The 24,721-nt window shown below is 53.4% G+C and carries 24 protein-coding genes, 1 tRNA gene and 1 pseudogene; 25 read left to right on the forward strand and 1 reads right to left on the reverse strand.

Features of this window, described 5'->3' with window-relative positions; translation table 11 throughout:
- The first annotated feature begins 6 nt into the window (after window positions 1-6).
- The 18 genes and pseudogenes from MCM46_17535 to MCM46_17620 all read left to right on the forward strand — a co-directional run bounded on the left by MCM46_17535 (window position 7) and on the right by MCM46_17620 (window position 19,739).
- On the forward strand, window positions 7-720 hold the full coding sequence (locus MCM46_17535) for an NTP transferase domain-containing protein (GenBank protein MCG3113614.1): 714 nt from the start codon (window positions 7-9) through the stop codon (window positions 718-720).
- Window positions 717-1,589, forward strand: coding sequence for an NAD-dependent epimerase/dehydratase family protein (locus MCM46_17540; protein MCG3113615.1), 873 nt, complete (start codon window positions 717-719; stop codon window positions 1,587-1,589). Before MCM46_17535 ends, MCM46_17540 begins: the two co-directional genes overlap by 4 nt.
- Window positions 1,582-2,538, forward strand: a complete 957-nt coding sequence (locus MCM46_17545) for a glycosyltransferase family 2 protein (GenBank protein MCG3113616.1) — start codon at window positions 1,582-1,584, stop codon at window positions 2,536-2,538. The genes MCM46_17540 and MCM46_17545 overlap by 8 nt, the downstream gene beginning before the upstream one ends.
- On the forward strand, window positions 2,522-3,199 hold the full coding sequence (locus MCM46_17550) for a methyltransferase domain-containing protein (protein ID MCG3113617.1): 678 nt from the start codon (window positions 2,522-2,524) through the stop codon (window positions 3,197-3,199). Before MCM46_17545 ends, MCM46_17550 begins: the two co-directional genes overlap by 17 nt.
- A 963-nt stretch (window positions 3,200-4,162) precedes the next feature.
- On the forward strand, window positions 4,163-4,834 hold the full coding sequence (locus MCM46_17555) for a glycosyltransferase family 4 protein (protein MCG3113618.1): 672 nt from the start codon (window positions 4,163-4,165) through the stop codon (window positions 4,832-4,834).
- Between the two features lie 108 nt (window positions 4,835-4,942).
- On the forward strand, window positions 4,943-6,034 hold the full coding sequence (locus tag MCM46_17560) for a glycosyltransferase (protein ID MCG3113619.1): 1,092 nt from the start codon (window positions 4,943-4,945) through the stop codon (window positions 6,032-6,034).
- A gap of 141 nt (window positions 6,035-6,175) precedes the next feature.
- The gene (locus MCM46_17565) at window positions 6,176-7,597 is read left to right on the forward strand and encodes a sugar transferase (GenBank protein MCG3113620.1); all 1,422 of its coding nucleotides are present in this window, start codon (window positions 6,176-6,178) and stop codon (window positions 7,595-7,597) included.
- 180 nt (window positions 7,598-7,777) lie between these two features.
- Complete coding sequence (locus MCM46_17570; protein ID MCG3113621.1) at window positions 7,778-8,215, forward strand: hypothetical protein; 438 nt, start codon at window positions 7,778-7,780, stop codon at window positions 8,213-8,215.
- A 179-nt stretch (window positions 8,216-8,394) separates the two neighbouring features.
- Entirely contained in the window at window positions 8,395-9,234 is an 840-nt protein-coding gene (locus tag MCM46_17575) for a DUF3108 domain-containing protein (GenBank protein ID MCG3113622.1), read from the forward strand.
- Between the two features lie 66 nt (window positions 9,235-9,300).
- Window positions 9,301-9,426: pseudogene (locus tag MCM46_17580) on the forward strand (DNA gyrase inhibitor YacG).
- Between the two features lie 209 nt (window positions 9,427-9,635).
- Complete coding sequence (locus MCM46_17585; GenBank protein MCG3113623.1) at window positions 9,636-10,151, forward strand: (2Fe-2S)-binding protein; 516 nt, start codon at window positions 9,636-9,638, stop codon at window positions 10,149-10,151.
- 212 nt (window positions 10,152-10,363) lie between these two features.
- Entirely contained in the window at window positions 10,364-11,605 is a 1,242-nt protein-coding gene (locus MCM46_17590) for a cytochrome b N-terminal domain-containing protein (protein ID MCG3113624.1), read from the forward strand.
- 254 nt (window positions 11,606-11,859) lie between these two features.
- The gene (locus MCM46_17595) at window positions 11,860-12,063 is read left to right on the forward strand and encodes a cold-shock protein (GenBank protein MCG3113625.1); all 204 of its coding nucleotides are present in this window, start codon (window positions 11,860-11,862) and stop codon (window positions 12,061-12,063) included.
- Between the two features lie 133 nt (window positions 12,064-12,196).
- Window positions 12,197-13,666 (forward strand): IMP dehydrogenase, encoded by a 1,470-nt coding sequence (gene guaB / locus MCM46_17600; protein ID MCG3113626.1) that lies wholly within the window; start codon window positions 12,197-12,199, stop codon window positions 13,664-13,666.
- Window positions 13,667-13,695: 29 nt separating this feature from the next.
- Window positions 13,696-15,240, forward strand: a complete 1,545-nt coding sequence (gene guaA / locus MCM46_17605) for a glutamine-hydrolyzing GMP synthase (protein ID MCG3113627.1) — start codon at window positions 13,696-13,698, stop codon at window positions 15,238-15,240.
- Between the two features lie 136 nt (window positions 15,241-15,376).
- The gene (gene treY, locus MCM46_17610; protein MCG3113628.1) at window positions 15,377-18,433 is read left to right on the forward strand and encodes a malto-oligosyltrehalose synthase; all 3,057 of its coding nucleotides are present in this window, start codon (window positions 15,377-15,379) and stop codon (window positions 18,431-18,433) included.
- Between the two features lie 78 nt (window positions 18,434-18,511).
- Complete coding sequence (locus MCM46_17615; protein ID MCG3113629.1) at window positions 18,512-18,670, forward strand: hypothetical protein; 159 nt, start codon at window positions 18,512-18,514, stop codon at window positions 18,668-18,670.
- A gap of 4 nt (window positions 18,671-18,674) precedes the next feature.
- Window positions 18,675-19,739, forward strand: coding sequence for a hypothetical protein (locus tag MCM46_17620; protein MCG3113630.1), 1,065 nt, complete (start codon window positions 18,675-18,677; stop codon window positions 19,737-19,739).
- Window positions 19,740-19,885: 146 nt separating this feature from the next.
- Here the strand turns inward: MCM46_17620 and MCM46_17625 are convergent, their stop codons facing one another.
- Window positions 19,886-20,317 (reverse strand): arsenate reductase ArsC, encoded by a 432-nt coding sequence (locus MCM46_17625; GenBank protein MCG3113631.1) that lies wholly within the window; start codon window positions 20,315-20,317, stop codon window positions 19,886-19,888.
- A 174-nt stretch (window positions 20,318-20,491) separates the two neighbouring features.
- Here MCM46_17625 and MCM46_17630 point away from each other — a divergent pair, with 174 nt between their 5' ends.
- From MCM46_17630 to MCM46_17660, 7 genes are all read left to right on the forward strand, one after another.
- A complete protein-coding gene (locus MCM46_17630; GenBank protein ID MCG3113632.1) occupies window positions 20,492-20,827 on the forward strand; it encodes a BolA family transcriptional regulator in 336 nt (111 codons plus the stop codon).
- Between the two features lie 107 nt (window positions 20,828-20,934).
- A complete protein-coding gene (gene ald, locus MCM46_17635) occupies window positions 20,935-22,038 on the forward strand; it encodes an alanine dehydrogenase (GenBank protein ID MCG3113633.1) in 1,104 nt (367 codons plus the stop codon).
- A 102-nt stretch (window positions 22,039-22,140) separates the two neighbouring features.
- Window positions 22,141-22,217 (forward strand) — tRNA-Pro (locus MCM46_17640).
- Between the two features lie 74 nt (window positions 22,218-22,291).
- Window positions 22,292-22,543, forward strand: coding sequence for an acylphosphatase (locus MCM46_17645; GenBank protein ID MCG3113634.1), 252 nt, complete (start codon window positions 22,292-22,294; stop codon window positions 22,541-22,543).
- Between the two features lie 63 nt (window positions 22,544-22,606).
- Complete coding sequence (locus MCM46_17650) at window positions 22,607-23,584, forward strand: sigma-70 family RNA polymerase sigma factor (GenBank protein ID MCG3113635.1); 978 nt, start codon at window positions 22,607-22,609, stop codon at window positions 23,582-23,584.
- An 18-nt stretch (window positions 23,585-23,602) separates the two neighbouring features.
- Window positions 23,603-24,118: an adenine phosphoribosyltransferase gene (locus MCM46_17655; protein ID MCG3113636.1), complete on the forward strand. Its 516-nt coding sequence runs from the start codon at window positions 23,603-23,605 to the stop codon at window positions 24,116-24,118.
- A gap of 113 nt (window positions 24,119-24,231) precedes the next feature.
- Window positions 24,232-24,717: a hypothetical protein gene (locus MCM46_17660; protein MCG3113637.1), complete on the forward strand. Its 486-nt coding sequence runs from the start codon at window positions 24,232-24,234 to the stop codon at window positions 24,715-24,717.
- Window positions 24,718-24,721: the final 4 nt, after the last annotated feature.

Raw genomic sequence — 24,721 nt, forward strand, 5'->3', positions numbered from 1 at the left:
ACGATCATGAGAGCGATCATCCTGGCTGGTGGAAAGGGAACCCGACTGCGCCCTTATACGGCACTTATTCCTAAGCCGCTTGTGCCATTGGGTGGAAAGTACTCCATTCTGGAAATTGTAATCATGCAGCTGGCCCGTTCGGGATTTACCCACGTTACGCTTGCCGTGAATCACCTGTCTAATCTGATTATGGCTTATTTTGGTGACGGATCACGTCTAGGCGTGAAGCTTGATTACTCGCTTGAAGAGGGCGAACTGAGCACGATCGGCCCACTAACCCTGGTGAAGGATCTGCCGGAGAGTTTCCTCGTAATGAATGGGGATATCTTGTGCGACCTTAATTACCGGTCATTTTTTGAAACGCACGTTCGGAAAGGAAATCAGATTTCCGTCTCTGCATATCATAGACAGGTTAAAATCGATTTCGGCGTATTGAAATACGATCAAGCGGGGCATTTGACCGAGTTTCAGGAGAAACCGAAATTTGATTTTGATGTCAGTATGGGGATCTATTGCATGAACCGCTCCGTGATTGATATTTTGCCGCGAGGGAAACCATATGGTTTTGATAATTTGATGGTCGATGGGTTGGCGAAAGGACAAAAAATCAACATTGAACCGTTCTCCGGATATTGGCTGGACATCGGTCGTCCTGATGACTATCAGTATGCTGATGAAAACTTTTTAGAGCTTGCCGATCAATTGGGAATTGCATTATGAAGAAAGCACTGGTGACCGGAGGCACGGGTGCGCTCGGTCGGGCTGTTATTGCCAGGATGAAAAAGTTAGGAAGCTATGACATTATTGCAGCAGGGAGGCAGTATCGAAACGATGATCCGTCCGGAATACGGTGCGACGTTCGCGACCCGGAACAGCTCTCAGCTGCTTTTGATCAAGCCAAACCGGACCTGGTACTCCATCTAGCGGCAACATTTTCCGGTGATCTTCCTGAAGCTTATTCAACCAATGTCGCCCCGGCGCAGCATATTCTGGATTGGGTGCAGCGCAAGGGTCTTAAGACCCGCATTATCTTAATCGGTTCTGCCGCTGAGTATGGCGTGGTTAGTCCGGTTGAAAATCCAATTCGGGAGGATCATGTATTAGCTCCTGTCTCGGTTTATGGGATCAGCAAGGCGTGGCAAACCCAGTTGCTGGGCCTTTATGCTTACCAAGGGGTGGAAGTGGTCTGTGCGCGCGTATTCAACTTATACGGACCGGGGATATCCGACAGGTTGTTCGTCGGGCGCCTACAGCATCAGATTAATGAAGTTGTGGCGAGAAAGAGGTCGATCATCGATGTCGGGCCTCTATCAGCCATCCGGGATTACCTCTCCACAGACGAAGCAGCAACTCAGTTGCTCACGATCGCTGCTCTTGGAGTATCCGGCAGGGTCTACCACGTAGCCAGCGGCGTTCCCGTCACCGTGCGGGACATCCTGATGCGTCATCTGGAGGCGCATGGTTTAGATCTTTCTATTGTGCGGGAGGCACCCAGTTTATCTAACCGCAACGGTTACGATGTGCCTGCAATTTTTGCCGACATGACAAAAACCAATCAATTGGAAACAGCAGGGGGGGGGAATGCCTAGACTGAAACTCACTATTGTCACCCCAGTCTTTAATGAAGAGGAAGTAATTTCTCACTTTTATACTCGTACCCGCCAGGTGCTGGACCAATTGGAAAACGTCGACTCGGATATCATTTTCGTGGTAGATCGATCCACCGACAAAACTCTTGATATCCTCAGGGGTATTGTTTCAATGGATTCTGCCTCAAAAGTCATTGCACTATCATCGCGGTTTGGCCATCAAATGTCGCTCCTTGCAGGAATCGAGAATGCTGCCGCTGCGGACGTGATCGTAATGATGGACAGCGACTTGCAACATCCGCCTGAATTGATTCCGAAGCTTCTCGCTGAGTTCTGTGCAGGCGCCGACGTGGTTTATACGATTCGGCGCGATACGGATGACATCGGTTTCTTCAGGCGAACGTTGGGAAACCTTTTTTACCGGCTGCTTGGGTTTCTCGCGCGCGTGCCGATCAATGCCAACGCTGCAGACTTTCGTCTTATCAGCCGCAGGGTTGCCCTTTCGCTCACAAACGATTTTCAGGAACGCAACATGTTCCTTCGGGGCGTCTTTTCATGGATCGGCTTCCGGCAAACGAGCATCGAATATGTTGCCGAACGCCGCTTTGCGGGCGAGTCGAAATACTCGCTCTCCAGGATGCTACAGTTGGCCATGGCCGGCATCCTATCGTTTAGCACAAAGCCTTTATACATTGGTATTTTTGTCGGGGTGGGTTTTGCCGCTCTGGCATTATTTTTCATGTTGGGTACCGTCATCAGCTACTTCATCGATCGGAGCATCCCGAGTGGCTGGACAACAATTGTCACTTTGTTACTTCTTTTCAGTGGCGTGCAACTTATCGTAATTGGAATCATGGGTGCTTACATTGGCGGCATATACGAGGAAGTTAAAGGGCGCCCTCGCTATATTATTGAGGAGGTGATTTCTCGCCGTGCCGAATCGCGTTGATTTTGACAAGTACACCGGTAATTACAATCAACTCTTGCGGGAGAGTACAGGATTCTTCTCCAAGAATGATGCATACTTTGCAAAATATAAAGTAGAGCTGATGAGATCCCACATTTCCAGACCGGTGAAAAGGATACTTGAATACGGTTGCGGGATTGGAAGAAATATCCCATTCTTAAGAGAAGCTTTCCCGAAGGTCGAGATCATTGGTACGGATCTTTCTCGCGCGAGTCTCGAGATCGCTCGCCGGGATCAACCAGATGTTGCGTTTTTTGACGAGGGGGATGGGACGTTGAGTCCCGGAACGTTTGATCTGATTTTTGTGGCCGGCGTCTATCACCATATCCCGATTAGTGAACGGGGGAATGTTTCTAATTTACTATATCAGCGCCTGGATTCGTCAGGGGATCTATTTATTTTCGAACATAACCCTTACAATCCGGTGACACGCCGGATTGTTTCAAATTGCCCATATGATGACGATGCCATTCTGGTGTTGCCGAGAGAATTGAGGCAATATCTAAAGTCAACGGGATTCAAATATCCGCGTACCGAGTACTGTTTGTTTTTCCCTCCAAGTTTTACAAGACTCGCTTGGTTGGAACCTAGACTTGGATGGTTCCCGTTCGGCGGCCAGTACTTCGTGCATGTTTCGAAGTGAAGAGGCAATTTTCGAGATTTCTAGCAGTTGGGGTACTGAATACGCTGTTGGGTTACGCAGCCATATTCAGTTGTATGTATTTTTTTGGGGTGTCTCCCGAACTCAGTAATGTGTTCGGATACTCAACCGGACTGTTATTCTCCTTTACTTTGAATAGAACCTTTACATTCAAATCGACTAAACCGCCTTCTGGAGAAGTGGTCCGTTTTTTGGCAGTTTTTGCAGTCGCGTTTGGCGCAAATTTGGTGGTACTTTACCTGCTTGTGAAGGTATTCTTCGTTCATGAGGCGGTTAGCCAAATACTAGCCGGTATTGTTTATGTGGCATTCTCGTATTTTATGAATAAACACTTTGTTTTTCATTAAGGCGCGGCGATCAGGAAATGGGAATTTGAAGTCAAAGTTAAAAATTATCTCAGCATGGCTCAGCCTTTTTTATTTCCGTGTAGTTAGTTTCACTCAACATTAACGGTAATTCTCAGAAAATAGATATTCTATGCGAATTATCATCAACGGCATTCCACTTCTAAGCCCCCGAAGCGGCATTGGGAGTTATGTTTATCAAAATTCCAAAGCGCTGCTGGCTTTGAGGTCTCAATTCAACTTTTTCTTCTACTACGGCTTCCAATGCAGTCCTCATTTAAAGGATCGCCCCCTGGAGTCATATGTGAGCGCAAGAGATTTTGCCCGTCGGCTTGGAAAGGTCTATCCAGCTTATCGGACATCCCTTGATCTTCTTTTCGCTTTTGGTCAGTGGCGAAGAAAGTTTGATCTCTACCATGAGACCAACTACATCCCGATGAGATTCAATGGGCCTACGGTCCTGACGGTATTCGATCTCTCCTTTTACCTTTTTCCGGAGACCCACCCTAGCGAACGAATCCGTTACATGGATCGTTACTTTTATTCGAGGCTACATCGCGCATCGCATTATATTACGATTTCGGAAGCGATCAAGCAGGAGATGGTAAAGTATTTGAGCCTATCTCCCGAAAAAATCACAGTCACGCCCCTCGGGGTGGATGATCACTTTAAACCGATCGTTTCTCATCTTTTAAATGAGACCCTGTCTCGTTATGGATTGAAACCTGGCTCTTACGTTTTGTATCTCGGAACGCTGGAACCAAGAAAAAATATTACGACTCTGCTAAGAGCGTATGCTGTCCTTTCGAGCCGTTTGAGAGAGCGGTATCCTCTTGTGTTAGTCGGGGGAATGGGATGGTTGATGGAAGGGCTCGATGTCGAGATCGAAAAACTCGGCATTCGATCAACAACCATAAAAATAGGCTATGTTCCGAGAGAAGATCTTCCCTCCTTATATAGTGGCGCAGTCGTTTTCGTCTACCCCTCATTGTATGAAGGTTTTGGGCTCCCTCCCTTGGAGGCGATGGCATCCGGGACACCGGTGATTACCTCCAATGTCTCCTCTCTTCCGGAGGTCGTTGGGGACGCTGGCGTTCAACTCCATCCTGGAGATGTAAATCGATTGAGCGAAGAGATAGAGTCGTTCCTTGATGACGATCAGCGCAGGAGTTTTTTCAGGCAAAAGGGGTTAGAACGAGCAAAGCAGTTTACCTGGGAGAAGTGTGCTGCCATGACGTTGGATGTTTATGATCGGATGATTCGGAGCAGATAAAATTAAACCTGGACAATCTGAAGAGTAATGCGATCCATATACATTATACATTGAAGTATCAGCGCCCCTTCCCTTCGTTTTTTTGAGTGGTTCTCATAGAGCATCTTGATGAAAATAGCCATCATCCATGATTATCTCAATCAATACGGCGGGGCGGAAAGGGTGGTTGAGGCGATGCACGAGGTGTTTCCAGATGCACCGATTTATACATCAATTTTTCTTCCCGCGAAGCTCCCTCCGGTCTTCTCACGGATGGACATCCGCCCCTCCTTTATGCAGCGTCTTCCATCTCTCGACCGGCACTTCAAGAAATATCTGCTCCTATACCCGATTGCAATAGAAAATTTTGACCTGAATGGATATGATGTCATTCTCAGTAGCAGCAGCGCCTTTGCGAAAGGGGCTTCCGTGCCGCAAGGGACTTGTCATATCTGTTATTGTTATACACCGATGCGATTTGTCTGGGAGACGGAATCGTACCTTGCCCAAGAAGAGTTTAATCGATTTTATAAAATGATTTTGCCTTTGGCGCTTTGGCGCTTGAGAAACTGGGATCTCAAAACCATTGACCGTGTCCATCACTATATCGGGATCTCTCGCCATATTTGCCGGAAAATAGGAAGGCTCTATTCCCGCCAAGCCGATCTAATCTATCCTCCCGTTGATTTATCCCGATTCTCTATTTCAGAAAAGCAGGACGACTATTTTTTGGTTGTTTCGCGATTGAATACATACAAACGGATCGATCTCGTCATCAATGCCTTCAATCGGCTATCTCTGCCATTGGTCGTTATTGGCACGGGTCCGTATGAGGAAAAACTCAAAAAAATGGCAAAAAAGAATATTGTTTTCCTCGGCCGGATTTCGGATGAAGAATTAGCCCAATATCTAGGGAATTGCAGGGCTTTTATATTCCCTGGAGAGGAAGATTTCGGAATTGCCCCTGTCGAAGCGATGGCCTCCGGACGGCCCGTGATTGCCTATGGACGGGGAGGGGCATTGGAAACGGTCGTAGACGGACTGACAGGGACCTTTTTTAAGAGGCAAACCACCGAAGATCTGATCGATGCGATTCATCTTTTTGAGAAGATGTCGTTTGACCCTCAGAACATCCGGCGGCACGCAGAACAGTTTGATAAAGAAGTGTTCAAAGAAAAAATAAAAAGTTATGTGGACGAAAAGTTTCAAACATTCCGTTGATTCAGAAATGGAATTCGTTTAACGATTCACGAGTGTTTAACGTCTTTTCGGTTTCGGCAATGCCAGGTTAGGTTGAAGATCGCTATTGCATGTGGAAAATCAATCGTGTTATTTTACTTTTTGGTATGTTAATGAGGTTCAATGTTAAGGCAGAAAGCAAAACTTATCTCACTCTGGGTTTACCTGACAGATGTCGCGTTACTGATCGGGGCGTTCTTTCTTTCATTTCTCCTTAGGGATTCCTATTTTTCAGAACCTTACGGGAGACTCCTCTCCTTTGATCGGTATCTGTGGCTCGTCTATGTAATCGTTCCCCTTTGGTCGTCCCTTTTTTACTATATCGGCTTTTATGAATCCCAAAGGACGAAAACCTTCTGGCGGGAAGTCTGGAACCTGGTCAAGGTTTCCTCCTTGGGAACGCTCCTTCTCATGGCGATTGTCTTTGCCGCCAAAGCCGACTATATCAGCCGTCTTTTCATCATCTCATTTGGATCTCTGAGTTTTATTTTCATTTTTCTAGAGAGGTTGACACTTCGAACCTTTATCCGTGCCGCCAGAAAACGAGGTTATAACTATCGAAATATCTTGATCGTCGGGACGGGAAGACGGGCCAGAGAGGTGGCCGAAATCATCGGGAAAAACAAACACTGGGGATTAAGGCTGATCGGTTTTGTTTCGGATAATCAGGAAATAAAGATCGAGAAAGTCGGAAAAGCCCCAGTTCTCGGGCATGTTGCAGATCTTCCATCGATGCTTCAGAGAGTTGTTGTTGATGAATTAATCTTTGCCGTTTCTCGGAAAAGACTGGAAGAACTCGAAGAAATCTTCCTCCTCTGCGAAGAGCAGGGAATTCGGACCCGCGTGGCGGTCAACTTTTTCCCTCATATGATCGCGAAAGTTCACCTCGAAGATCTTCACGGAGTGCCGTTATTGACTTTCACGACCACCCCGCATGACGAAGTGCTCTTGGCGGCGAAGCGGGTCTTTGATCTCATCATCGCTTCCGTTGTACTGCTCGCACTTCTTCCCCTCTCATTGCTTATCGCTTTGATGATCAAATTGACATCGGCCGGCCCGGTTCTTTTCCGACAGAACCGGATTGGTTTGAATGGGAGGCATTTTATCCTCTACAAATTCCGGTCCATGCTGGAGAATGCAGAGGGGATGAGAAATGACGTTGAGCATCTGAACGAGATGAAGGGGCCTGCATTTAAGATTCTCAAAGACCCCCGCACCACCTGGGTCGGCCGCCTTCTCCGCAGAACCAGCCTCGACGAATTCCCACAGCTCTACAACGTCCTTCGCGGCGACATGAGCATCGTCGGCCCGCGCCCTCCCTTGCCTGAAGAAGTTGCGAAATACGAGCGGTGGCAGCGGCGGCGGCTCTCCATGAAGCCGGGGTTGACCTGCCTTTGGCAGGTCAATGGCCGTAACAAGATTACCGATTTCAAAAAATGGATGGAGCTCGACCTCCACTACATCGACAACTGGTCTTTAAAGCTCGACCTGAAAATTTTCATCAAAACCATCTTCGTCGTCTTGGCCGGCCGCGGAGCCTCGTAGGAGGACCTTCCTTCCAACAGTCGCGCTTCAACCGCATTTCCCTCTTCTTCTATTATCTCTTCTTCTTTTTCTGTATTGATTCCATTCACGCTGAGTCATCACCTTCTTTAGAGATCCGCTTCCTCGATGTCGGATATGGGGAGGCAATCGTGCTGCTTCATGGCTGATATCGGTCCCTAGGTGCAGCGCGAGCTCTTGGCGATTTATGGTCCGAAGTTAAAGGCCAATGTGGCCAAAATTCCGCATCATGGGGGAGAGTCGATAGAACCTTTCGTTCAGGCGATTCGTCCGGAGCGGGCCATTTTAAGCGCCGGCCCGAATCCCTACGGCCTTCCGAAAGAAGAAGTGCTTGAGATGTATCGACGAACGGGGGCGCACCTCCACCGGACCGATTTGGAGGGGACCATTACGATCACCAGCGACGGCCGATTGGGTTTGTCTTCACCGTCGGGGTCGGGGATGAAATCATCCAATGGATCCTGCCAAATCGGATCTTCGACCTTCGAGATATCTTCTTTAATTGGGTCGGAGGGATTGCTGGGATTCTACTACAGGCTGGTACCCATCCGGGGTCACTTTCGTCTTGACCTTTTTCCGGAACGTCTGGTATTTTTATAAGATTCCCGGGGATTGCATCTTTTCTGGGATCTCAAGGAGATGACGTGCAAAACGTGCATTCTCCCGGAGCATCCGGTGTCGGCAGTGATCATTGGATGTTGCCGAAGGCAGGTTACCAAACGGTCCGTTTATTCAGTCCCGCAGGGACGCGTTAATAAACCCCGATCACAAAGGACGCGATGAAGTTTTGGGTCACACTGATTTTCTTTGCCTGCTTGCTGTTTATTTCTCCCATAGAGGCGACAGAGCCGATTTCCGTTCCCCCTTCATCGCATCATCTCGCCAACTCCTCTTTCGGACCGGGTGAGCGCCTCACCTACGATATTACCTATTTCGGCGCGAAAGCGGGAATCGCCGTCATGGAGGTGATGGAGAAAACAAGGCTGAAAGGCCGCGAGGTCTACCACATCGTCTCCACCGCCCAGTCGAACGATTTTGTCTCGCTTTTTTACCCGGTGGATGATCGGGTCGAATCGTATATCGATGTCGAAGGATTCTACTCGCATTTCATCAAGGTCAAGCAACATCAAGGAAAGCGAAGAAGAGAAAAAGTGATTTCATTTGATCAGACTCAGCATCGGGCGGTGCAGTTTAAAAACAACAAGGAAAAGGTCTTCGAGGTTCCTCCTCAGGTCCAGGATTCATTGAGCTCCCTTTATTTTTTCAGGGTGAAGAACACGATCGACGTGGGGCGTTCGGTTTTCATCGATGTCCATGAGAGCGAGAAAAATTGGGTGTTGGAGATTCGCGGGTTGGCGAGGGAGCGGGTGACGACGCCGGTCGGAACCTTCAACACGATTAAGGTCCAGGCGAAGGTCCAATACGAGGGGCTCTTCATGGATAAAGGGGATGTCTTCATCTGGTTTAGCGAGGATGAGAAACGGATCCCGGTGATGATGCAGTCGAAAATTAAGATCGGCACTATCACCGCCGTCCTCTCCTCCAGGAGGGAGGGGAATCGCTTGTCGAATGCGATCCTCTCAAGAAGGGAGACAAGCCTTATCAACCGTCCTGAATAGATCCGTCTGGGACGTCGAATTCCTCCGAACACTTTTCCCGATCAGTAGCGTCTGAGAGATTCCGATATGAAAGCAGTCTGTCCTACCTGTCAAAAAGAGATCGATTGGAAGGAGAGCCGTTATCGTCCTTTCTGTTCGGAGAGATGCAAATTGATCGACCTGGGCCGATGGGCCAGCGGGGACTATCGAATTCCGGCGCAGCCCGACGATGAAGAGGAAAAAGAAGATCCCGAGCCCTCCGAAGGGGAGGACGCTCATTCAAGTAAGCGTCCAAATGAGGGGGGCAACGGAAAATCTCCCGCGTGACAGGACGGCCGGCAACGAGGCCGTTCCCATTGATTTCAATACCCTGATACGTTATAATCCCCCTTATTCTTCGCCGAACCCTTCAAAAACAGGACATGTCTAAGGTTACCTTTTATCCATACGGGAAAAGTGGAGAGATTCCGGACGGAACCAGCCTCCTCGACGCGGCTGAAAAGCTCGGTCTTCAGATGCGGCACGACTGCGGCGGTTTTGCGACCTGCAGCACCTGCCGGATTTGGGTGGTAGAGGGGATGACGAATCTGACGGAGATCGATCTGGATGAAGAGAATATGCTCGAGGAGGCCCAACTGACCGCGCCGTTTCGGCTCTCCTGCCAGGCGAAGATTCAGGGGGACGTTGTCGTCCGTGTTCCGGATCAGGAGATGGAGTGGAGCCGCGGGGCCCTCCGGGAGCTGGATGCGCTCGACCCCGCTGTACGAGAAATCATCCGAATGATGGTGGAGAAGCGGGCCAGGCTGCAAGGGCTCTCCGCGATCCTCCCTGATACGGCGATTCCTTTCGTGGCGGATGCCAAGAAAGAGGTTGAGGCGGTCGCAAGCGATCCCGATCAACTCGCCGCTCTGGTGAAGCGGATCTTTGAAGCAGAATAAAAATTCGTCATCATCCGATCCCTTATTCCCACTATCTATTTGGAGGAAAAGTCATCTCCTCGCCAGCCTCGGGAAAATCAGCGACGGAGCCCTCTCGGTGGGGACGGCTCGACACCTGGCTTGGACTAAGGCATCTCGATTTTCCCGTCCCCGAGCATGGCCGCTCCGCGCTTTATACTTTCGGCGGGGTCGCCTTTATCGGCTTTGTTCTGATGGTCCTCACCGGTTTTATCCTGGCGCAGCTCTATAACCCCCTTCCTCAACAAGCCTACAAGAGCTTAGAGCAAATTCAACGGATCAACTGGGCGAGTTATCTTCGCGCGCTTCATTACTGGTTTGCGCAGGGGGTGATCTTCGCTCTCATCCTTCATACCACCCGGGTCTTCATCACCGGCGCCTACAAACATCCGCGCCAGGTCACCTGGTGGATCGGCGTCGCCCTTCTCGGGGTCATGTTGATGGGCTCGTACTTCTCCGGAACGGTCCTGAAATGGGATCAGGAGGGAGCCGATGCGCTGAGTCATTTGAAGGGCCTGTTGCGGATGCTCGGTCCGGTCGGTGCGGTGATGACCGATTGGCCCGGAAGCAGCCCGATGAACCTGCGGATTTATGTGTCGCATATCGCCGTCTACCCGGTCCTGATCGTTCTTCTTCTGATGGGGCATTTCTACCTGATCCACATTTTCAACCTGGCCCCCACCCCCTGGGGGAAATGGTCGAATGCGCCGGAAGTGCCGGCGCAGGAGGTCAAAGGCCGGTTCAGCGAGCACGCTCGGAGCATCCTTCTTCTCTCCGTCGCTTATTACGGGTTCCTGGCGCTGATGGCCGTTTTTGTTCGCGCGCCGCTCGGAGAGGCCCCCTCCGGGCATGGAGATCCGGTCAAGCCCCCTTGGCCGTTCCTCTGGATGTATCTGTTCGAGAATATCTGGGGGGTCGGCGCCGTTCTCTACATCACCATGATTCTCTTCGGCTTCTTGGCGTTGGTTCCCTTGTTGGATCGCGGACAGGAGCGGCGCTTGGGAGCCCGCAAAGGAATCTTGAGCCTCGGCGCCCTCTTCGGCCTCTCCTTGATCGCTCTCACTGTCTACGGATGGGCTGTGCCCGCGCAGGAGCATGAGGGGCATACCCATGAGGAGGAGGGAGCGGTCATGGGAGAGGAGGGGGACCACCACGACGAAGGCGATCATCCCCACGAGGAGGAGGATCATTCCCACGATCCCGCCGCACCGGAGGGGGGGGCCTCTCAGATGGGGAGCCCCTCTGAAGAGAAGCCTCATGTGGACGATCACGATCATCCGGAGGAGGCCGACCACCACGACGAAGAAGAAGGGGATCACCCCCATGATCCGGCGCCGGCCAAGCCGGCCCCTTCCAAGATGAGCGGCTCCCCAAAAAAGAAGCCGCATGTAGACGATCATGATCATCCAAATGGCGACAAAGATCATCACGACTGATCATTTTTAGCCATCCAATGTGATCTTCCTTTCCATCCTTTCGAGCGCGTTGACTTCCATTTTTGCCTTATGCTACGGTAAATTGATCTTGTTTGAGGAAGCTTTCTAGAGGCTGTTCGGACAGCCTCCCGGCTTCTGTCCGAAGTCGCCGACGGAAATCGGCGCTGGTAATAGAGATTTGTTTCAAACAAGCGGCAGTGTTCTTTCTGCCAAAGAACAAGGTCAATCAAGAGAGAATTGAGGAGGAAGGCTCCATGATTAAAGGGCGCGTCAAATGGTTCGACGCCAACAAAGGGTTTGGGTTTATCACTCGCGATGATGGCGGCGACGTGTTTGTTCACTACACAGCGATTCAGGGGGAGGGTTATCGCAAGCTCGAAGAGGGCCAAAAGGTTCAATTCGAAGTTGAACAGGGGAAAAAGGGCCCGCAGGCGATCAACGTCAGTCTGGCTGCGTAGCGGACGAACAACCCCAAAGAGCCCCGCAGGAGCCTTCCTGCGGGGCTCTTTTATTTTAACTCCTTCCCTTGACCTCGATACCCAGTTATGATAATAATAATCACTTTTATCAACGAATCAGAGGGACCCCGGCATGTTGTCCAATAAACTCCAAGAGGGATTAACCTTTGATGATGTCATTCTGATTCCCGCCCGCTCGGCGGTCCTTCCCAGAGACGTCAATCTTCGCACCCGAGTCACCCGAAATATCGAAATTCAGGTCCCCGTCCTGAGCGCCGCCATGGATACGGTGACCGAATCTCGACTCGCCATCGCCATGGCGCGGGAGGGGGGGATCGGCATCATCCATCGCGCCCTCTCGGTGGAGGGGCAGGCGGCCGAGGTCGACCGGGTCAAGAAATCGGAAAGCGGCATGATCGTCGATCCGATTACCATCTCTCCCGATCAGCAGCTGCATGAAGCGCTCAAGCTGATGAACCAATATCGGATCTCCGGCATTCCGGTGACACAGAGCGGAAAGCTGGTCGGCATCCTGACCAACCGCGACCTGCGGTTCGAGACCCGGATGAATCTCAAGGTCTCCGACGTCATGACGAAGGAGCACCTCATCACCGCGCCGGAGGGGACGACTCTCGAAGAGGCCCGGAAGATCCTGCACAAAAATCGGATCGAAAAATTGCCGGTGGTCAACAGCCACTTCGAGCTGAAGGGACTGATCACGATCAAAGACATCGAGAAGAAGATCAAATATCCGAACGCCTGCAAGGATACGTTCGGACGGCTGCGCGTCGGCGGCGCGGTCGGCATCGGCGGCGACTCTAAAGATCGGGTCGACGCGCTGATTCGGGCGGGGGCCGATCTGATCGTGGTCGATACGGCCCACGGCCACTCGGTCGCAGTGCTCGATACGATTAAAGCGGTCCGCAAGCGTTATCCCGAAGTGGAGATCGTCGGCGGCAACGTGGCGACCGCCGCCGCGACGGTCGATCTGATCAAGGCGGGGGTCGATGCGGTGAAGGTCGGCGTCGGTCCGGGATCGATCTGCACGACGCGGGTGATCGCAGGGGCCGGCGTGCCTCAATTGACGGCGATCTCGGAGTGCGCCAAGGGGGCGAAGAAATACAAGGTCCCGATCATCGCCGACGGCGGGATCCAATACTCCGGCGATATCACCAAAGCGATCGCCGCGGGGGCCCATTCGGTGATGATCGGTGGACTTTTTGCCGGGACGGAGGAAAGCCCGGGGGAGACCGTTCTCCTCCAGGGACGCAGCTACAAAGTCTATCGCGGGATGGGATCGCTCGGCGCCATGCAGCGCGGCGGCAAGGACCGCTACTTCCAGGAGTTCGAGCCGGAATCGAAGCTCGTTCCGGAAGGGATCGAGGGGCGGGTTCCGTACAAAGGGACCCTCTCGGCCGTGGTTTATCAGCTCGTCGGCGGCCTGCGCGCCGGGATGGGTTATTGCGGCGCGCGGGATATCGAAGCGCTTAGAGAAAAGGCCCGATTCATCCGGCTGACCCATGCCGGGCTGCGCGAGAGCCATCCGCACGACGTGATCATCACCAAGGAATCTCCGAACTACGAACGGGGCGGAGAGTCCTAACAGCGCTCGATTTCCGCCACACAGGTCTGATGTCATCGTCCACACCTAAAATTCTTATCCTCGATTTCGGATCGCAGTATACCCAGCTCATCGCCCGCCGCGTGCGGGAGAGCAAGGTCTACTCCGAGATCGTTCCGTATCATCTTCCGCTGAAAGAAATTGAAGCGGCGCAGCCGAGCGGGATCATCCTCTCCGGCGGGCCGTCCAGCGTCTACGATAAGAAGGCCCCCCTCTGCGATCCGGGTCTTTTCAAGCTTTCCGTTCCGATCTTGGGAATCTGTTACGGGATGCAGTTGATGACCCATCTTCTCGGCGGAAAGGTGGCCCGGGCGACGAAACGCGAATACGGCCGGGCCGATCTGCTGATCGATGACTCTTCCGATCTCTTTAAAGGATTGCCGAACCGAACGTCCGTCTGGATGAGCCACGGCGATCGGATCGAAACGCTTCCTCCCGGGTTTCAAGCGATCGCCCGGACCGACAACTCCCCCGCCGCCGCCATGAAAGACCCGCGGCGAAATTTCTTCGCGCTTCAGTTTCATCCGGAGGTGGTCCACACCCCGCAGGGAAAAGAGATCCTTCAGAACTTTCTCTATCACATCGCCGGCTGCAAACCGACGTGGGATATGGGCTCCTTTCTCAGAGAAGCGGAGAAAACCATCGTAGCCCAGATCGGAGGAGGGAAGGCGATTTGCGCTCTCAGCGGCGGGGTCGACTCCAGTGTGGCGGCGGTCCTCGTGCAGCGGGTGATCGGAAAGCGGCTGACCTGCATCTTCGTCGACAACGGCCTCTTGCGGAAGGAGGAGGCGAAACGGGTCCTCGATACCTTCAAGAAAAATCTCAAGCTGAACATCCGTTTCATCGATGCCTCCGATCGCTTCCTCAAGCGGCTTTCGGCCGACAGCCATCCGGAGCGGAAGCGAAAGATCATCGGAGGGGAGTTCATCCGTGTCTTCGACGAGGAGGCCAAAAAGGTCGGCAAGGTCGATTTCCTGGTGCAGGGGACCCTCTATCCAGACGTCATCGAGAGTGTTTCATTGAAAGGTCCCTCCGCGACGATCAAGACCCATCACAACGTCGGCGGACTTCCGAAGCGAATGCGTCTCAAGCTGGTCGAGCCGCTTCGGATGCTCTTCAAAGATGAGGTCCGGCGGCTGGGGGTTGAGCTCGGCATTCCGGAGGTGCTTCTCTATCGGCATCCCTTCCCAGGTCCGGGCCTCGCGGTGCGGGTCCTTGGAAAGATCACCAAGGAACGGCTCGATCGATTGCGCGAGGCCGACGCCATTTTCGAGGAAGAGATCCGGAAAGCCGGTCTCTACAACGCGATCTGGCAGGCCTTCGCCGTTTATCTGCCGGTTCACAGCGTCGGGGTGATGGGGGATGAGCGGACCTATGAGAACGCCGTCGCGCTGCGCGCCGTCACCAGCCAAGACGGGATGACCGCCGACTGGGCCGACATCCCGCACGACGTTCTCAAACGGATCTCCAGCCGGATCATCAACGAGGTCAAAGGGATCAACCGCGTCGTTTACGACATCTCCTCCAAGCCCCCCAGCACCATCGAATGGGAGTAGGGGCCGGCTCCCCACTCACCCGATTATCTTTCCTCTCCCTTGTTCCGCTTCCATTAAATATGCGATCATAGAAGCGAGGAATGTTCTCTCCTGAGGTTTGTCTTCTGCCGTTTCTCTCTTCTTAGCCAGGATGACGATGTCGCAGACTCCGCCGTTCGGGAATGATCGGATCGATGCTTTCATTCACGCTTTCATCGCCCGGTTTTCGGACATTGAGATCGCTCCCGCCGCAACCTATCGGGCGCAATTCAATCACCAGTTTCGATTTTCGGATGCCGCGCAGATCATCCCGTACCTGAACGATCTCGGCATCACCCACCTCTATGCCTCTCCCTATCTACAGGCGCGGCCGAAGAGCCTTCACGGATACGACATCTGTAATCATAATGCGCTGAATCCGGAAATCGGGAGCGAGGCCGATCATGCCGGCATGGTCGACGCGCTGCGGCGGCATGATCTCGGGCACATCCTCGACATCGTGCCGAACCATATGGGGGTGACGGAAAACCAATGGTGGCTCGATGTTTTGGAAAACGGGCGGAACTCTCCCTTCGCCCGCTATTTCGATATCGACTGGCATCCGATCAAAAAAGAGCTGAGCGGAAAGGTCCTCCTTCCCGTGTTGGGCGATCAGTACGGCAAGGTTCTGGAGAACCAAGAGCTGAAGCTGGTTTTCTCCGAGGGGGCGTTCTGGGTGACCTATTACGAAAACCGCTTCCCGATTTCTCCCCGGACCTATCCGAGGCTCTTGAGGCACCGCTTGGATGCGTTGGAGACGGAGATGGGCGATGATCCGGAGAACCTCCAGGAGTATCACGGGATCACGCTTGCCCTGCTCCATCTTCCCGCTGAAATCCAGTCCGATCCCCAGCGGGTCGCGGAAGAGCGCCGCCAGATCGACTGGATCAAGCGACGGTTGGCGAAACTCTATCAGGCCGAGGGGAAAATTCGGAAGTTCATCGACGCGAATGTGGCGCTCTTCAACGGAAGGAAGGGGGACCCGCGGAGCTTCGACCTGCTCGATCAGCTTCTCAACGATCAGTCCTACCGCCTCTCCTACTGGCGGGTCGCTTCGGACGAGATCAACTACCGGCGCTTCTTCGATGTGAACGAGCTCGCCTCCATCGCGATGGAGCGGAAGGAGGTTTTCGAGGAGACGCACCGGTTGATCTTTCAATTCATTCGAGAGGGGAAGCTCGACGGACTTCGGGTCGATCACCCCGACGGTTTGTACGATCCGGTCGATTATTTTCGGCGGCTTCAAAAGCGTTGTTTTGTCCTTCGCGGAGTGAGGCAGATCCCGGAGGAAATGCCGGAAGAAGAGAGAAAAAGTGTCGAGGAGCGTCTGGCCGAGGCGGCCGATCGCTTTTTGGAGAGCCGGACCCGGCCGGGGGTGCGGCTGCCGTATTATGTGATCGTCGAGAAAATCCTCAGCAAAGGGGAGCGGCTGCCGGAGCGGTGGCCGGTGCACGGGACGGTCGGGTATGAATTTCTCAACGCCGTGAATGCCCTCTTCGTCGACAGCCGCCATGCCAAGCGGTTCGACGAGATCTACGCCGACTTCAACGGAAGGAAGGGCCGCTTCTTCGATATTGTCTACGAACGGAAGAAGTTCATCATGAACACCACGATGGCGAGCGAGATCAACGTCCTCTCCCACCAATTGAATCGCCTCTCCGAAAAAGACCGGCTTTCGCGCGACTTTACCCTCTACAGTCTACGGGACGCGATCCGCGAGGTGATCGCCTCTTTTCCGATCTACCGAACCTATATTACAAAATTCGAGAGACTCGAAGAGCACGACCGGAAATTTATCGAAATGGCGGTGACGAAGGCCAAACAGCGAAGCCCGGCGACCGACATCTCCATCTTCGATTACGTGAAGCGGATCCTCCTCATGCAGCATCCCGAATACTTCACCGAGGAAGATCGGATGGAGCAACTCGCCTTCGTCCAAAAATTCCAACAGTGCACCGGCCCGATCATGGCCAAGGGATTGGAAGATACCGCCTTTTATGTCTACAACCGGCTGGTCTCGCTGAACGAGGTGGGAGGAGATCCGCAGACCTTCGGCATTTCGATGAACGATTTTCACGCGCAGAATGCGGAGCGGCTGGAGAGGTGGCCCTATTCGATGCTCGCCACATCGACGCACGATACGAAACGGAGCGAAGATGTTCGCGCCCGGATCAATGTGCTCTCCGAAATGCCGGATGCGTGGCAAGCGGCGGCGACGCGATGGGCCGATCTCAATCGTTCAAAGAAGTCGGAATTGGAGGGAGATCCGGCGCCAGATGCCAACGAGGAGTATCTTCTCTATCAAACGCTGCTCGGGGCCTGGCCGTTCGGGGAGCCTTCTCCCGGTGAATATCAAGAATTCGTGAAGCGGATTCAGGCGTATATGATGAAAGCCTCGAAAGAGGCGAAGGTGAATACCAGCTGGATCAGCCCCAACGAAGCGTATGATCAAGCCCTGGCGGCCTTCATCGAGGCGATTTTAGATCCCGGTCGATCGGGCCCTTTCCTGGACGACTTGAGAGGGTTTCAAAAGAAGGTGGCCCATTTCGGGATCTTCAACAGCCTCTCGCAAGTCTTGCTGAAGATCACCTCACCGGGGGTTCCCGATCTCTATCAAGGCGGCGAGCTGTTCGATTTGAGCCTGGTCGATCCCGACAACCGGCGGCCGGTCGACTATCCTTCCCGAATGCGGCGCTTGGAGGGTCTTAAGAAGGAGATCCTATCCGATCGGCCTTCCCCTTTGTTGATCCAGCGCCTTCTTCGGGAAAAAGAGGAAGGGACGATTAAACTTTTTGTCACCTGGCGGGCGATGAATTGCCGCCGCGCGCACCGCCGGCTGTTTTTAAACGGAGCCTACATTCCGCATGAGGTGATCGGGCCGGGCAAGGAGCATCTGATCGCCTTTTCCAGGAAATTGAATCAGGAACGGGTGGTCGTAGCCGCCCCGCGTTTTCTCTCCGTATGGATGGATGGACGTTTGGATGATCCGATCGGGGCGGTGTGGGAGGGGGCCGATCTTCTTCTCGAAGGGGAAGAGCCCGGCGCGGCTTATCTGAATGTGCTGACCGGGGAGCGAATAGAGGCGGAGCAGAAGAACGGGAAAACCGTTCTCCCTTTTCATTCGATCTTCAAGACATTCCCTCTCGGTCTTCTGATCAATCAGACAAAAGCATAATTGAAAACGCTTCGACGAGTTTCCTTGACTTCGTTTTGAAATCCCAGTACCATTTTTCGGAATGACTCGGAGAGAGGGATGATCACGTATCGGTACGCCTTTGCCTTTGCCGACGGGAGAATGAAGATGTTGAATGCCCCGGCCAATCTCGATGTTTTCGCCTTTACCCTCCACGAGTCGACGGAAGATTCCGTCGGCGCCCTCGAATCGCTCTTCCACGTTTATCTTAAAGAGTAAATTGATGCGCGAACGTCGATGGGAATCCCAGGAGACGATCGGTTTTGATGCGGTGGTCGCCCTTTCCCGGTCTCTCTCGGAACAGGGACTTGACGTAAAAGGGATCGATAAAGAGGTTTCTTGCTACTTTGAGGAGTTCTGGATCAAGAGCCTCGATGAGATCAACCGATTGGAGGCGTGGCCGGTGGATGAGGTGACTTTGGTCCAGGTCAACGATCGATGGGAAGGAGATTTTTTCGTTCTGGCGGGAAGCCATTATGATCTCTTTCGCCGGCATCTTTCGATGGAGGCTTATCTCTCCCTCAGTCACCCCTGGTCGATTCCGCCCGAGCTGAAGGTACGGCTGCACCAGCATGAGGCGATGTTCTGGATTGGCTTCCGCCAAGATCACGGCTTTATCCGCGTTCGCCTGACCCCCAACGAGATCATCACCCCCGGAGAGCGGCGAGGCGATCAGCGGCGGTTCTCTTGGTTGAGCGAGCGGGCCTCCCTCTTTGCGGCGGCGGTGGAGGTGTTGGATCTTCCGCTCTTCGTGGAGTGGGAGAAGGGGAGCCTCTCCATCTCTTCCGAAGATCCGGCTTGGCCCGTTTCCTGCTCCTGGCCCGATGCGTTCGGACCGTGCCAATTCGAGCAGATTGTCGCCGATCCCTATCAGTTGCTGGTGCCGGCGGCGCGGTTGATCTCAAAAAGGGGGGTGCGTCCGGCCACCATCCGCACCTTCTTCTCCGGTTTTACCCCCGAAGCCTTGGAATCGTTTCACCGCCTTCAGCCGTTGTCCCGCCTTCTTTATCGCGGTTATATTCAGGCGCCGTTAAAGGATCTTCCGAAGATGGTCGAGGCGATCGGACCGACGGCCAGGGTCTTGGCGAACCTGTGTGAATTCCGGACCGGGCAGCTCTTGCCGGAAGGGGAAGAGGCGTATGCCGTGGTCGGGGTGGTCGGGGGCCAATCGGGATATAAGATCGAAATCCGTCTAAATCGGGCGCCCCTTCCGGAGGAACGGATGGAGGAGTGGCTGCAGCGCCTGACCGGAATACCGATGCGATATGCGCCGCTTTCGTTATATTAAGGACGGGAGGGGGGAGTGGCGGGAGGGTATAGCGTATAGGGTATAGGGGGTAGGATAGAATTAAGAACCGATCGCTTACCCCTGTTTAATCTCCTCTTATCTCTTCTTGCCTTGTCTTTTCCTACCCCCTGTCCCCTACCCCCTCGTTATTTATGTTCTTGCACGAATTCTTCCATCCGCTTCTGAAGCATGTCGCGAACTTCTTTGAAGGCGATCTGTTTTCCTTCCGCCGAACTCTTGAAGCCGTAATGGGAGGTCATTGTCACCGGATCGGGAACGGGCCAGTGTAAGCGCTGAATCGTGGGGGGAAGGGAGGGTAGGCTTTTGGAAGAGGTACCGCAGAGGGTGACGATCATGTCCATCTCTTTCCAGGGAACGTCATTGATTGACTTGCTTTTTTGCCCGGAAATATCGATCCCGATCTCATTCATGATTTTGACCGCCAACGGGTGCATTGCGATCGGTTGAATTCCCGCGCTGTAAATTTCAAAACGGTCGGCGAGCGCCTTGCGCGCCATCCCTTCCGCCATCTGGCTTCGTGTGGCGTTGCTCGCACAAAGAAACAAAATTTTTTTCATGCCGGTCCTTTATAATGATTAAACGAAGGGACTGTTGGACGACCCGCCTCACCGAATCGCGAAGGTGATCCGCGTCAATCCCCTTGATGATCCTGGTCAAAGATAACGTGGTTTTCAACCAGGGTCAAGTGAAATCCTTGCGGACCGGGTAGAAGGAGAGAAGGTCGATGTGTTATGATGCCGGCGATCAAATCTCAGTCGGATGGGGGAAGCGCAATGAGCGACGCCAGTGAGGCAACACGGCAAAAGATCGAGCGGAAGATGAAGGAATCGTTGGGGGCGGTTTTCGTCGAGGTCATCGATGAGAGTTGGAAGCATGCCGGGCATGCGGGGGCGGCCGCGGGAGGAGGGCATTTCATTTTGCAGGTCGTCTCCGACCGTTTTGATGGAATCTCCCTTCTCAATCGGAACCGGTTGGTCTTCTCCGCTTTGCAGGACGAAATGGGAAAAGAGATCCATGCGCTAACGATCAAGGCCGCCACTCCGCGCGAGTGGAAGGGGGCGACCTAATCGGCCATCTCCCCGTCGGGAGATAAAATTTCATCGGCGGCATTGACGTTTTCCTCTCGAATTGATTGACTTTTCTGAGCAAAACTGTTAGGGTACGCGTCCAGAAGATGAAAGTCGGCGTACCAAGAGAGATTAAAGATCACGAGTATCGCGTCAGCGTTACACCCGCCGGCGTCAGCACCCTTTACCGAGAAGGCCATCAACTCCTGGTGGAGACTGGGGCCGGAGAGGGAAGTGGAATCCCCGACGCCGCGTATCGGAACGCGGGGGCTGAGATCGTTACATCGAAAGCGTCGCTCTTCGATCAGGCCGACCTGATTGTCAAGGTAAAAGAGCCGCTCCCCAATGAATATGGGCTCTTTCATCCCGGCCAACTTCTTTTTACCTATCTCCATATGGCGGCCAACCCTGCGCTGTTGGAGGCATTGCTCAAAGGAAAGGTCACGTCGATCGCTTATGAGACGATCGAGTCGGCCGACGGCAGCCGTCCTCTTCTCCGGCCGATGAGTGAAGTCGCAGGACGGATGTCGGTCCTGGTCGGCGTCCAGTATCTGCAAAAGCAAGCGGGCGGGATGGGGCTGCTCCTCTCCGGCGTGCCCGGGGTGGAAAAGGGACGGGTGACCGTGATCGGGGGGGGTGTCGTCGGGAAGAATGCGGCGCAGGTCGCCCTCGCACTTGGAGCGTCGGTCACCGTAATCGATGAAAACGCCATGCGGCGGGTCTATCTCGACGATTTCTTTCGAGGGCAGGTGGTGACCCTCCCCCCGTACCATGATGTCATCGCGGAGCAGGTTGCGGCGAGTGATCTGGTCATCGGAGCGGTGGCCCGATCGGCCGACAAGGCCCCTCATCTGGTGACACGAGAGATGGTCTCCAAGATGAAAAAAGGGTCTGTGGTGGTCGACGTCTCGATCGATCAAGGGGGCTGTTTCGAAACCTCCCGTCCGACGAGCCACTCGGAGCCGGTCTACGAGGTCGACGGCGTCCTGCACTACTGTGTGACGAATATGCCGGGAGCGGTGCCGAGGAGCTCGACCTTCGCGTTGACCGGAGTGACGTTCCCCTATCTTGAAGCATTGGCGCAATTCGGTTTCAAGCGGGCGATCGAAGCCGACCCGGCCCTGGCGGCCGGCGTCAACACCCACGACGGGAAGGTGGTCCATCCGGGTGTGGCGAAGGTCTTCGGGATGAAGGCTGAAAAGATAAAGTAAGATTTGCCATTTTCCATTTGTTATTTTTCTTTTTCCATTCGGGAAGGGATATTCAATTGACAAATGATAAATGGAAAATGGCAAATAGTTCTCAAGTAGTATCGGGGCGTAGCGCAGACTGGTAGCGCACACGGTTCGGGACCGTGGGGTCGGAGGTTCAAATCCTCTCGCCCCGACCATTCCAGGGGGACGATCGACATCGATTGTCCCCCTCCTTTTCCCTATGTCGGAACTCGTTTCAAATCACATTTATGTGAGCGGAAAGGTCCAGGGGGTCGGATATCGAGATTTCGCACAACGGCGCGCCTCGGACCTTCAGCTAAAGGGGTATGCCCGAAACCTGGCGGACGGCCGGGTGGAGATCGAGGTCGAAGGGGAGAGGGCCAAGATTGAGGAGTTTGTTCAATTCCTCCGGCAGGGTCCGCCGCGATCGAAGGTCACTGCGGTCGACGTCTCCTGGGGCCCCCCCTCCAGCCGATTTCACGCGTTCTCCATTCGATATTAAATTCTGCTTGTCTTCTCTTTTGTTTCTACTATAATGAAAGAAAAACTTCGACGAGGATAGGCCATGAGCGAAGAGTGGGTAGAGCAGGAGAAAGAGAACATCGACGGCGAGGAATTGGAGGAAGATTCCGAGGATTCCGACGGGGAGGGATTTTCCGAGACGGAAGAATCTCCCGCGGCCGAATATGAAGAGGAAGAAGATCGTTATGCCCCGCCGGCCGATGCGGTCAAGACCTATCTCCGAGACATCCGCCGCTCGACGCTGCTGACCTTTAAAGAAGAGGTCATGCTCGCCAAAAAGATCGCCAAGGGGGATGAGGCGGCCCGGCAGCGGATGATCGAGTCGAACCTTCGGTTGGTGGTCAGTATCGGCAAGCGGTATATGAATCGGGGCCTTCCCTTCTCGGACATTATCGAAGAAGGGAACATCGGCCTGATCAAGGCGGTTGAAAAATACAATCATCGAAAAGGTTTCCGCTTCTCGACCTATGCTTCCTGGTGGATTCGCCAGTCGATCGAGCGGGCGATCATCAATCAGAGCAAGCTGATCCGCCTTCCGGTCCATGTGGTGGAGCGGGTCAATCACTATCTCTCGCACGTCGAAGATCTGGTCCAGGAGCTCGGCCGGGAGCCCCAAACGGATGAGATCTCGAAGAAGATGAAGATCCATCCGGAAGATGTCGATCACATCCAGCAGCTGCTCCGGAAGACCTACTCTCTCGACAGCCCCATCGCCGCGAACAAGGAAACGGCCCTTCGGGATGTCATCGAAGATACCAGCCAAATTTCTCCGATCAACAAGGCGGAGGGGGTCCGGAGACGAGAGGACATTCTGCGATGGATGTCGTTGCTGAAGGACAATGAGCGGCAGGTGATCGTTCTTCGGTTCGGGTTGGAAGGAGATGAGCCGCACACCCTCGAAGAGATTGGAAAGGTCTTCGGGCTGACGCGCGAGCGGGTCCGGCAGATCGAGTCGAGCGCCCTCCGGAAGCTCCGGACCATCATCACCGAGAAGACGATCGGACCGGATGAAATTCTCTAAAGAATCGAGGAGAGGACTTTGGATTTAAAATCAAAAATTCGTGAGGTTCCGAACTTTCCGAAAGAGGGGATTCTTTTCTACGATATCACGACCCTCTTGAAGGAGCCGGTCGCTTATCAAGAGGTGCTCCGCCGGTTGGCGGCCCCCTTCATCGGCAAAAGGATCGATAAAGTCGTGGCGATCGAGTCGCGCGGGTTTATCTTCGGCGCGCCGCTCGCCGAGCGGCTGGGGGCCGGCCTGATCCCTGTCCGAAAACCTGGAAAACTTCCCTCCGATAAAATAGAAGAGAAATATAAACTTGAGTACGGTTCGGACGGTCTGGCGATCCACCGGGACGCCATCTCTCCGGGAGAGCGGGTCCTCATCGTCGACGATCTGTTGGCGACCGGCGGGACGATCCTTACCACGGTGAATTTGGTTCGCCAACTCGAGGGAGATATTGAGGGGGTGGCCTTTGTCATCGAGCTGTTAGGATTAAAAGGTCGGGACAAGTTGAAGGGAATTCCGATCACTGCGCTTATCTCCTACGAATAATCATTCCGAGAAATCCTATTCGCTTTTATTCCCATTCCAGAGTTCCGCTCGCTCTTAATCCCTTGCATATTTACGCTTTTGTGCTATTCTTTAACCGGAAAGGGGGAAGTATCATGAAAAGATTGGGCTTTTTTTTAATCTCCATTATATTATTTTCCAGTTGCGGCGGCGGTGGCCGGGGAGGGGACGACGAGATTCGCGTGGCGCTTGAGATTCTTCTTGGCGATCCTCAAGGGGGAGGCGTTGTTGCTGGACAAACGATTCGTGTAGAAGGGTCTGGAATCAACTTTACCTGCACACAGAGTCCTACACCGACCAATACGAACGACCCTGATCGATGCGAGATCCCTTCGCAAGGTCAAGGAAATCAATCCGTCCCGTTGACGTTTAAATCTCTTCCAGCCGAAAATGATACCTATACATTTACAGATGCTGATAATACGGCCCCTCGATCGGGAGAGTGTATCGTGACCATTGTGAATTCGTCAACGTTAGAGAGCCCTGGAAATACGGTCTCATCCGACAATAGTAGTGTCGTGTGCGACCAGATCGGTGCTGGCTCTCCAAATCCGTTAAGCTTGACGATCACATTTAGTTAATGAA

Source organism: Candidatus Manganitrophus morganii, assembly GCA_021651055.1.
GTDB classification, from domain to species: domain Bacteria; phylum Nitrospirota; class Nitrospiria; order SBBL01; family Manganitrophaceae; genus Manganitrophus; species Manganitrophus morganii.

Coding starts and splice junctions, on each gene's coding strand:
- MCM46_17535 (MCG3113614.1), top strand. CDS start 7: ATGAGAGCGATCATCCTGGCTGGTGGAAAGGGAACCCGACTGCGCCCT.
- MCM46_17540 (MCG3113615.1), top strand. CDS start 717: ATGAAGAAAGCACTGGTGACCGGAGGCACGGGTGCGCTCGGTCGGGCT.
- MCM46_17545 (MCG3113616.1), top strand. CDS start 1,582: ATGCCTAGACTGAAACTCACTATTGTCACCCCAGTCTTTAATGAAGAG.
- MCM46_17555 (MCG3113618.1), top strand. CDS start 4,163: ATGGTAAAGTATTTGAGCCTATCTCCCGAAAAAATCACAGTCACGCCC.
- MCM46_17560 (MCG3113619.1), top strand. CDS start 4,943: ATGAAAATAGCCATCATCCATGATTATCTCAATCAATACGGCGGGGCG.
- MCM46_17565 (MCG3113620.1), top strand. CDS start 6,176: ATGTTAAGGCAGAAAGCAAAACTTATCTCACTCTGGGTTTACCTGACA.
- MCM46_17575 (MCG3113622.1), top strand. CDS start 8,395: ATGAAGTTTTGGGTCACACTGATTTTCTTTGCCTGCTTGCTGTTTATT.
- MCM46_17585 (MCG3113623.1), top strand. CDS start 9,636: ATGTCTAAGGTTACCTTTTATCCATACGGGAAAAGTGGAGAGATTCCG.
- MCM46_17590 (MCG3113624.1), top strand. CDS start 10,364: ATGGTCCTCACCGGTTTTATCCTGGCGCAGCTCTATAACCCCCTTCCT.
- MCM46_17595 (MCG3113625.1), top strand. CDS start 11,860: ATGATTAAAGGGCGCGTCAAATGGTTCGACGCCAACAAAGGGTTTGGG.
- guaB (MCG3113626.1), top strand. CDS start 12,197: ATGTTGTCCAATAAACTCCAAGAGGGATTAACCTTTGATGATGTCATT.
- guaA (MCG3113627.1), top strand. CDS start 13,696: ATGTCATCGTCCACACCTAAAATTCTTATCCTCGATTTCGGATCGCAG.
- treY (MCG3113628.1), top strand. CDS start 15,377: ATGTCGCAGACTCCGCCGTTCGGGAATGATCGGATCGATGCTTTCATT.
- MCM46_17615 (MCG3113629.1), top strand. CDS start 18,512: ATGATCACGTATCGGTACGCCTTTGCCTTTGCCGACGGGAGAATGAAG.
- MCM46_17620 (MCG3113630.1), top strand. CDS start 18,675: ATGCGCGAACGTCGATGGGAATCCCAGGAGACGATCGGTTTTGATGCG.
- MCM46_17625 (MCG3113631.1), bottom strand. CDS start 20,317: ATGAAAAAAATTTTGTTTCTTTGTGCGAGCAACGCCACACGAAGCCAG.
- MCM46_17630 (MCG3113632.1), top strand. CDS start 20,492: ATGATGCCGGCGATCAAATCTCAGTCGGATGGGGGAAGCGCAATGAGC.
- ald (MCG3113633.1), top strand. CDS start 20,935: ATGAAAGTCGGCGTACCAAGAGAGATTAAAGATCACGAGTATCGCGTC.
- MCM46_17650 (MCG3113635.1), top strand. CDS start 22,607: ATGAGCGAAGAGTGGGTAGAGCAGGAGAAAGAGAACATCGACGGCGAG.
- MCM46_17660 (MCG3113637.1), top strand. CDS start 24,232: ATGAAAAGATTGGGCTTTTTTTTAATCTCCATTATATTATTTTCCAGT.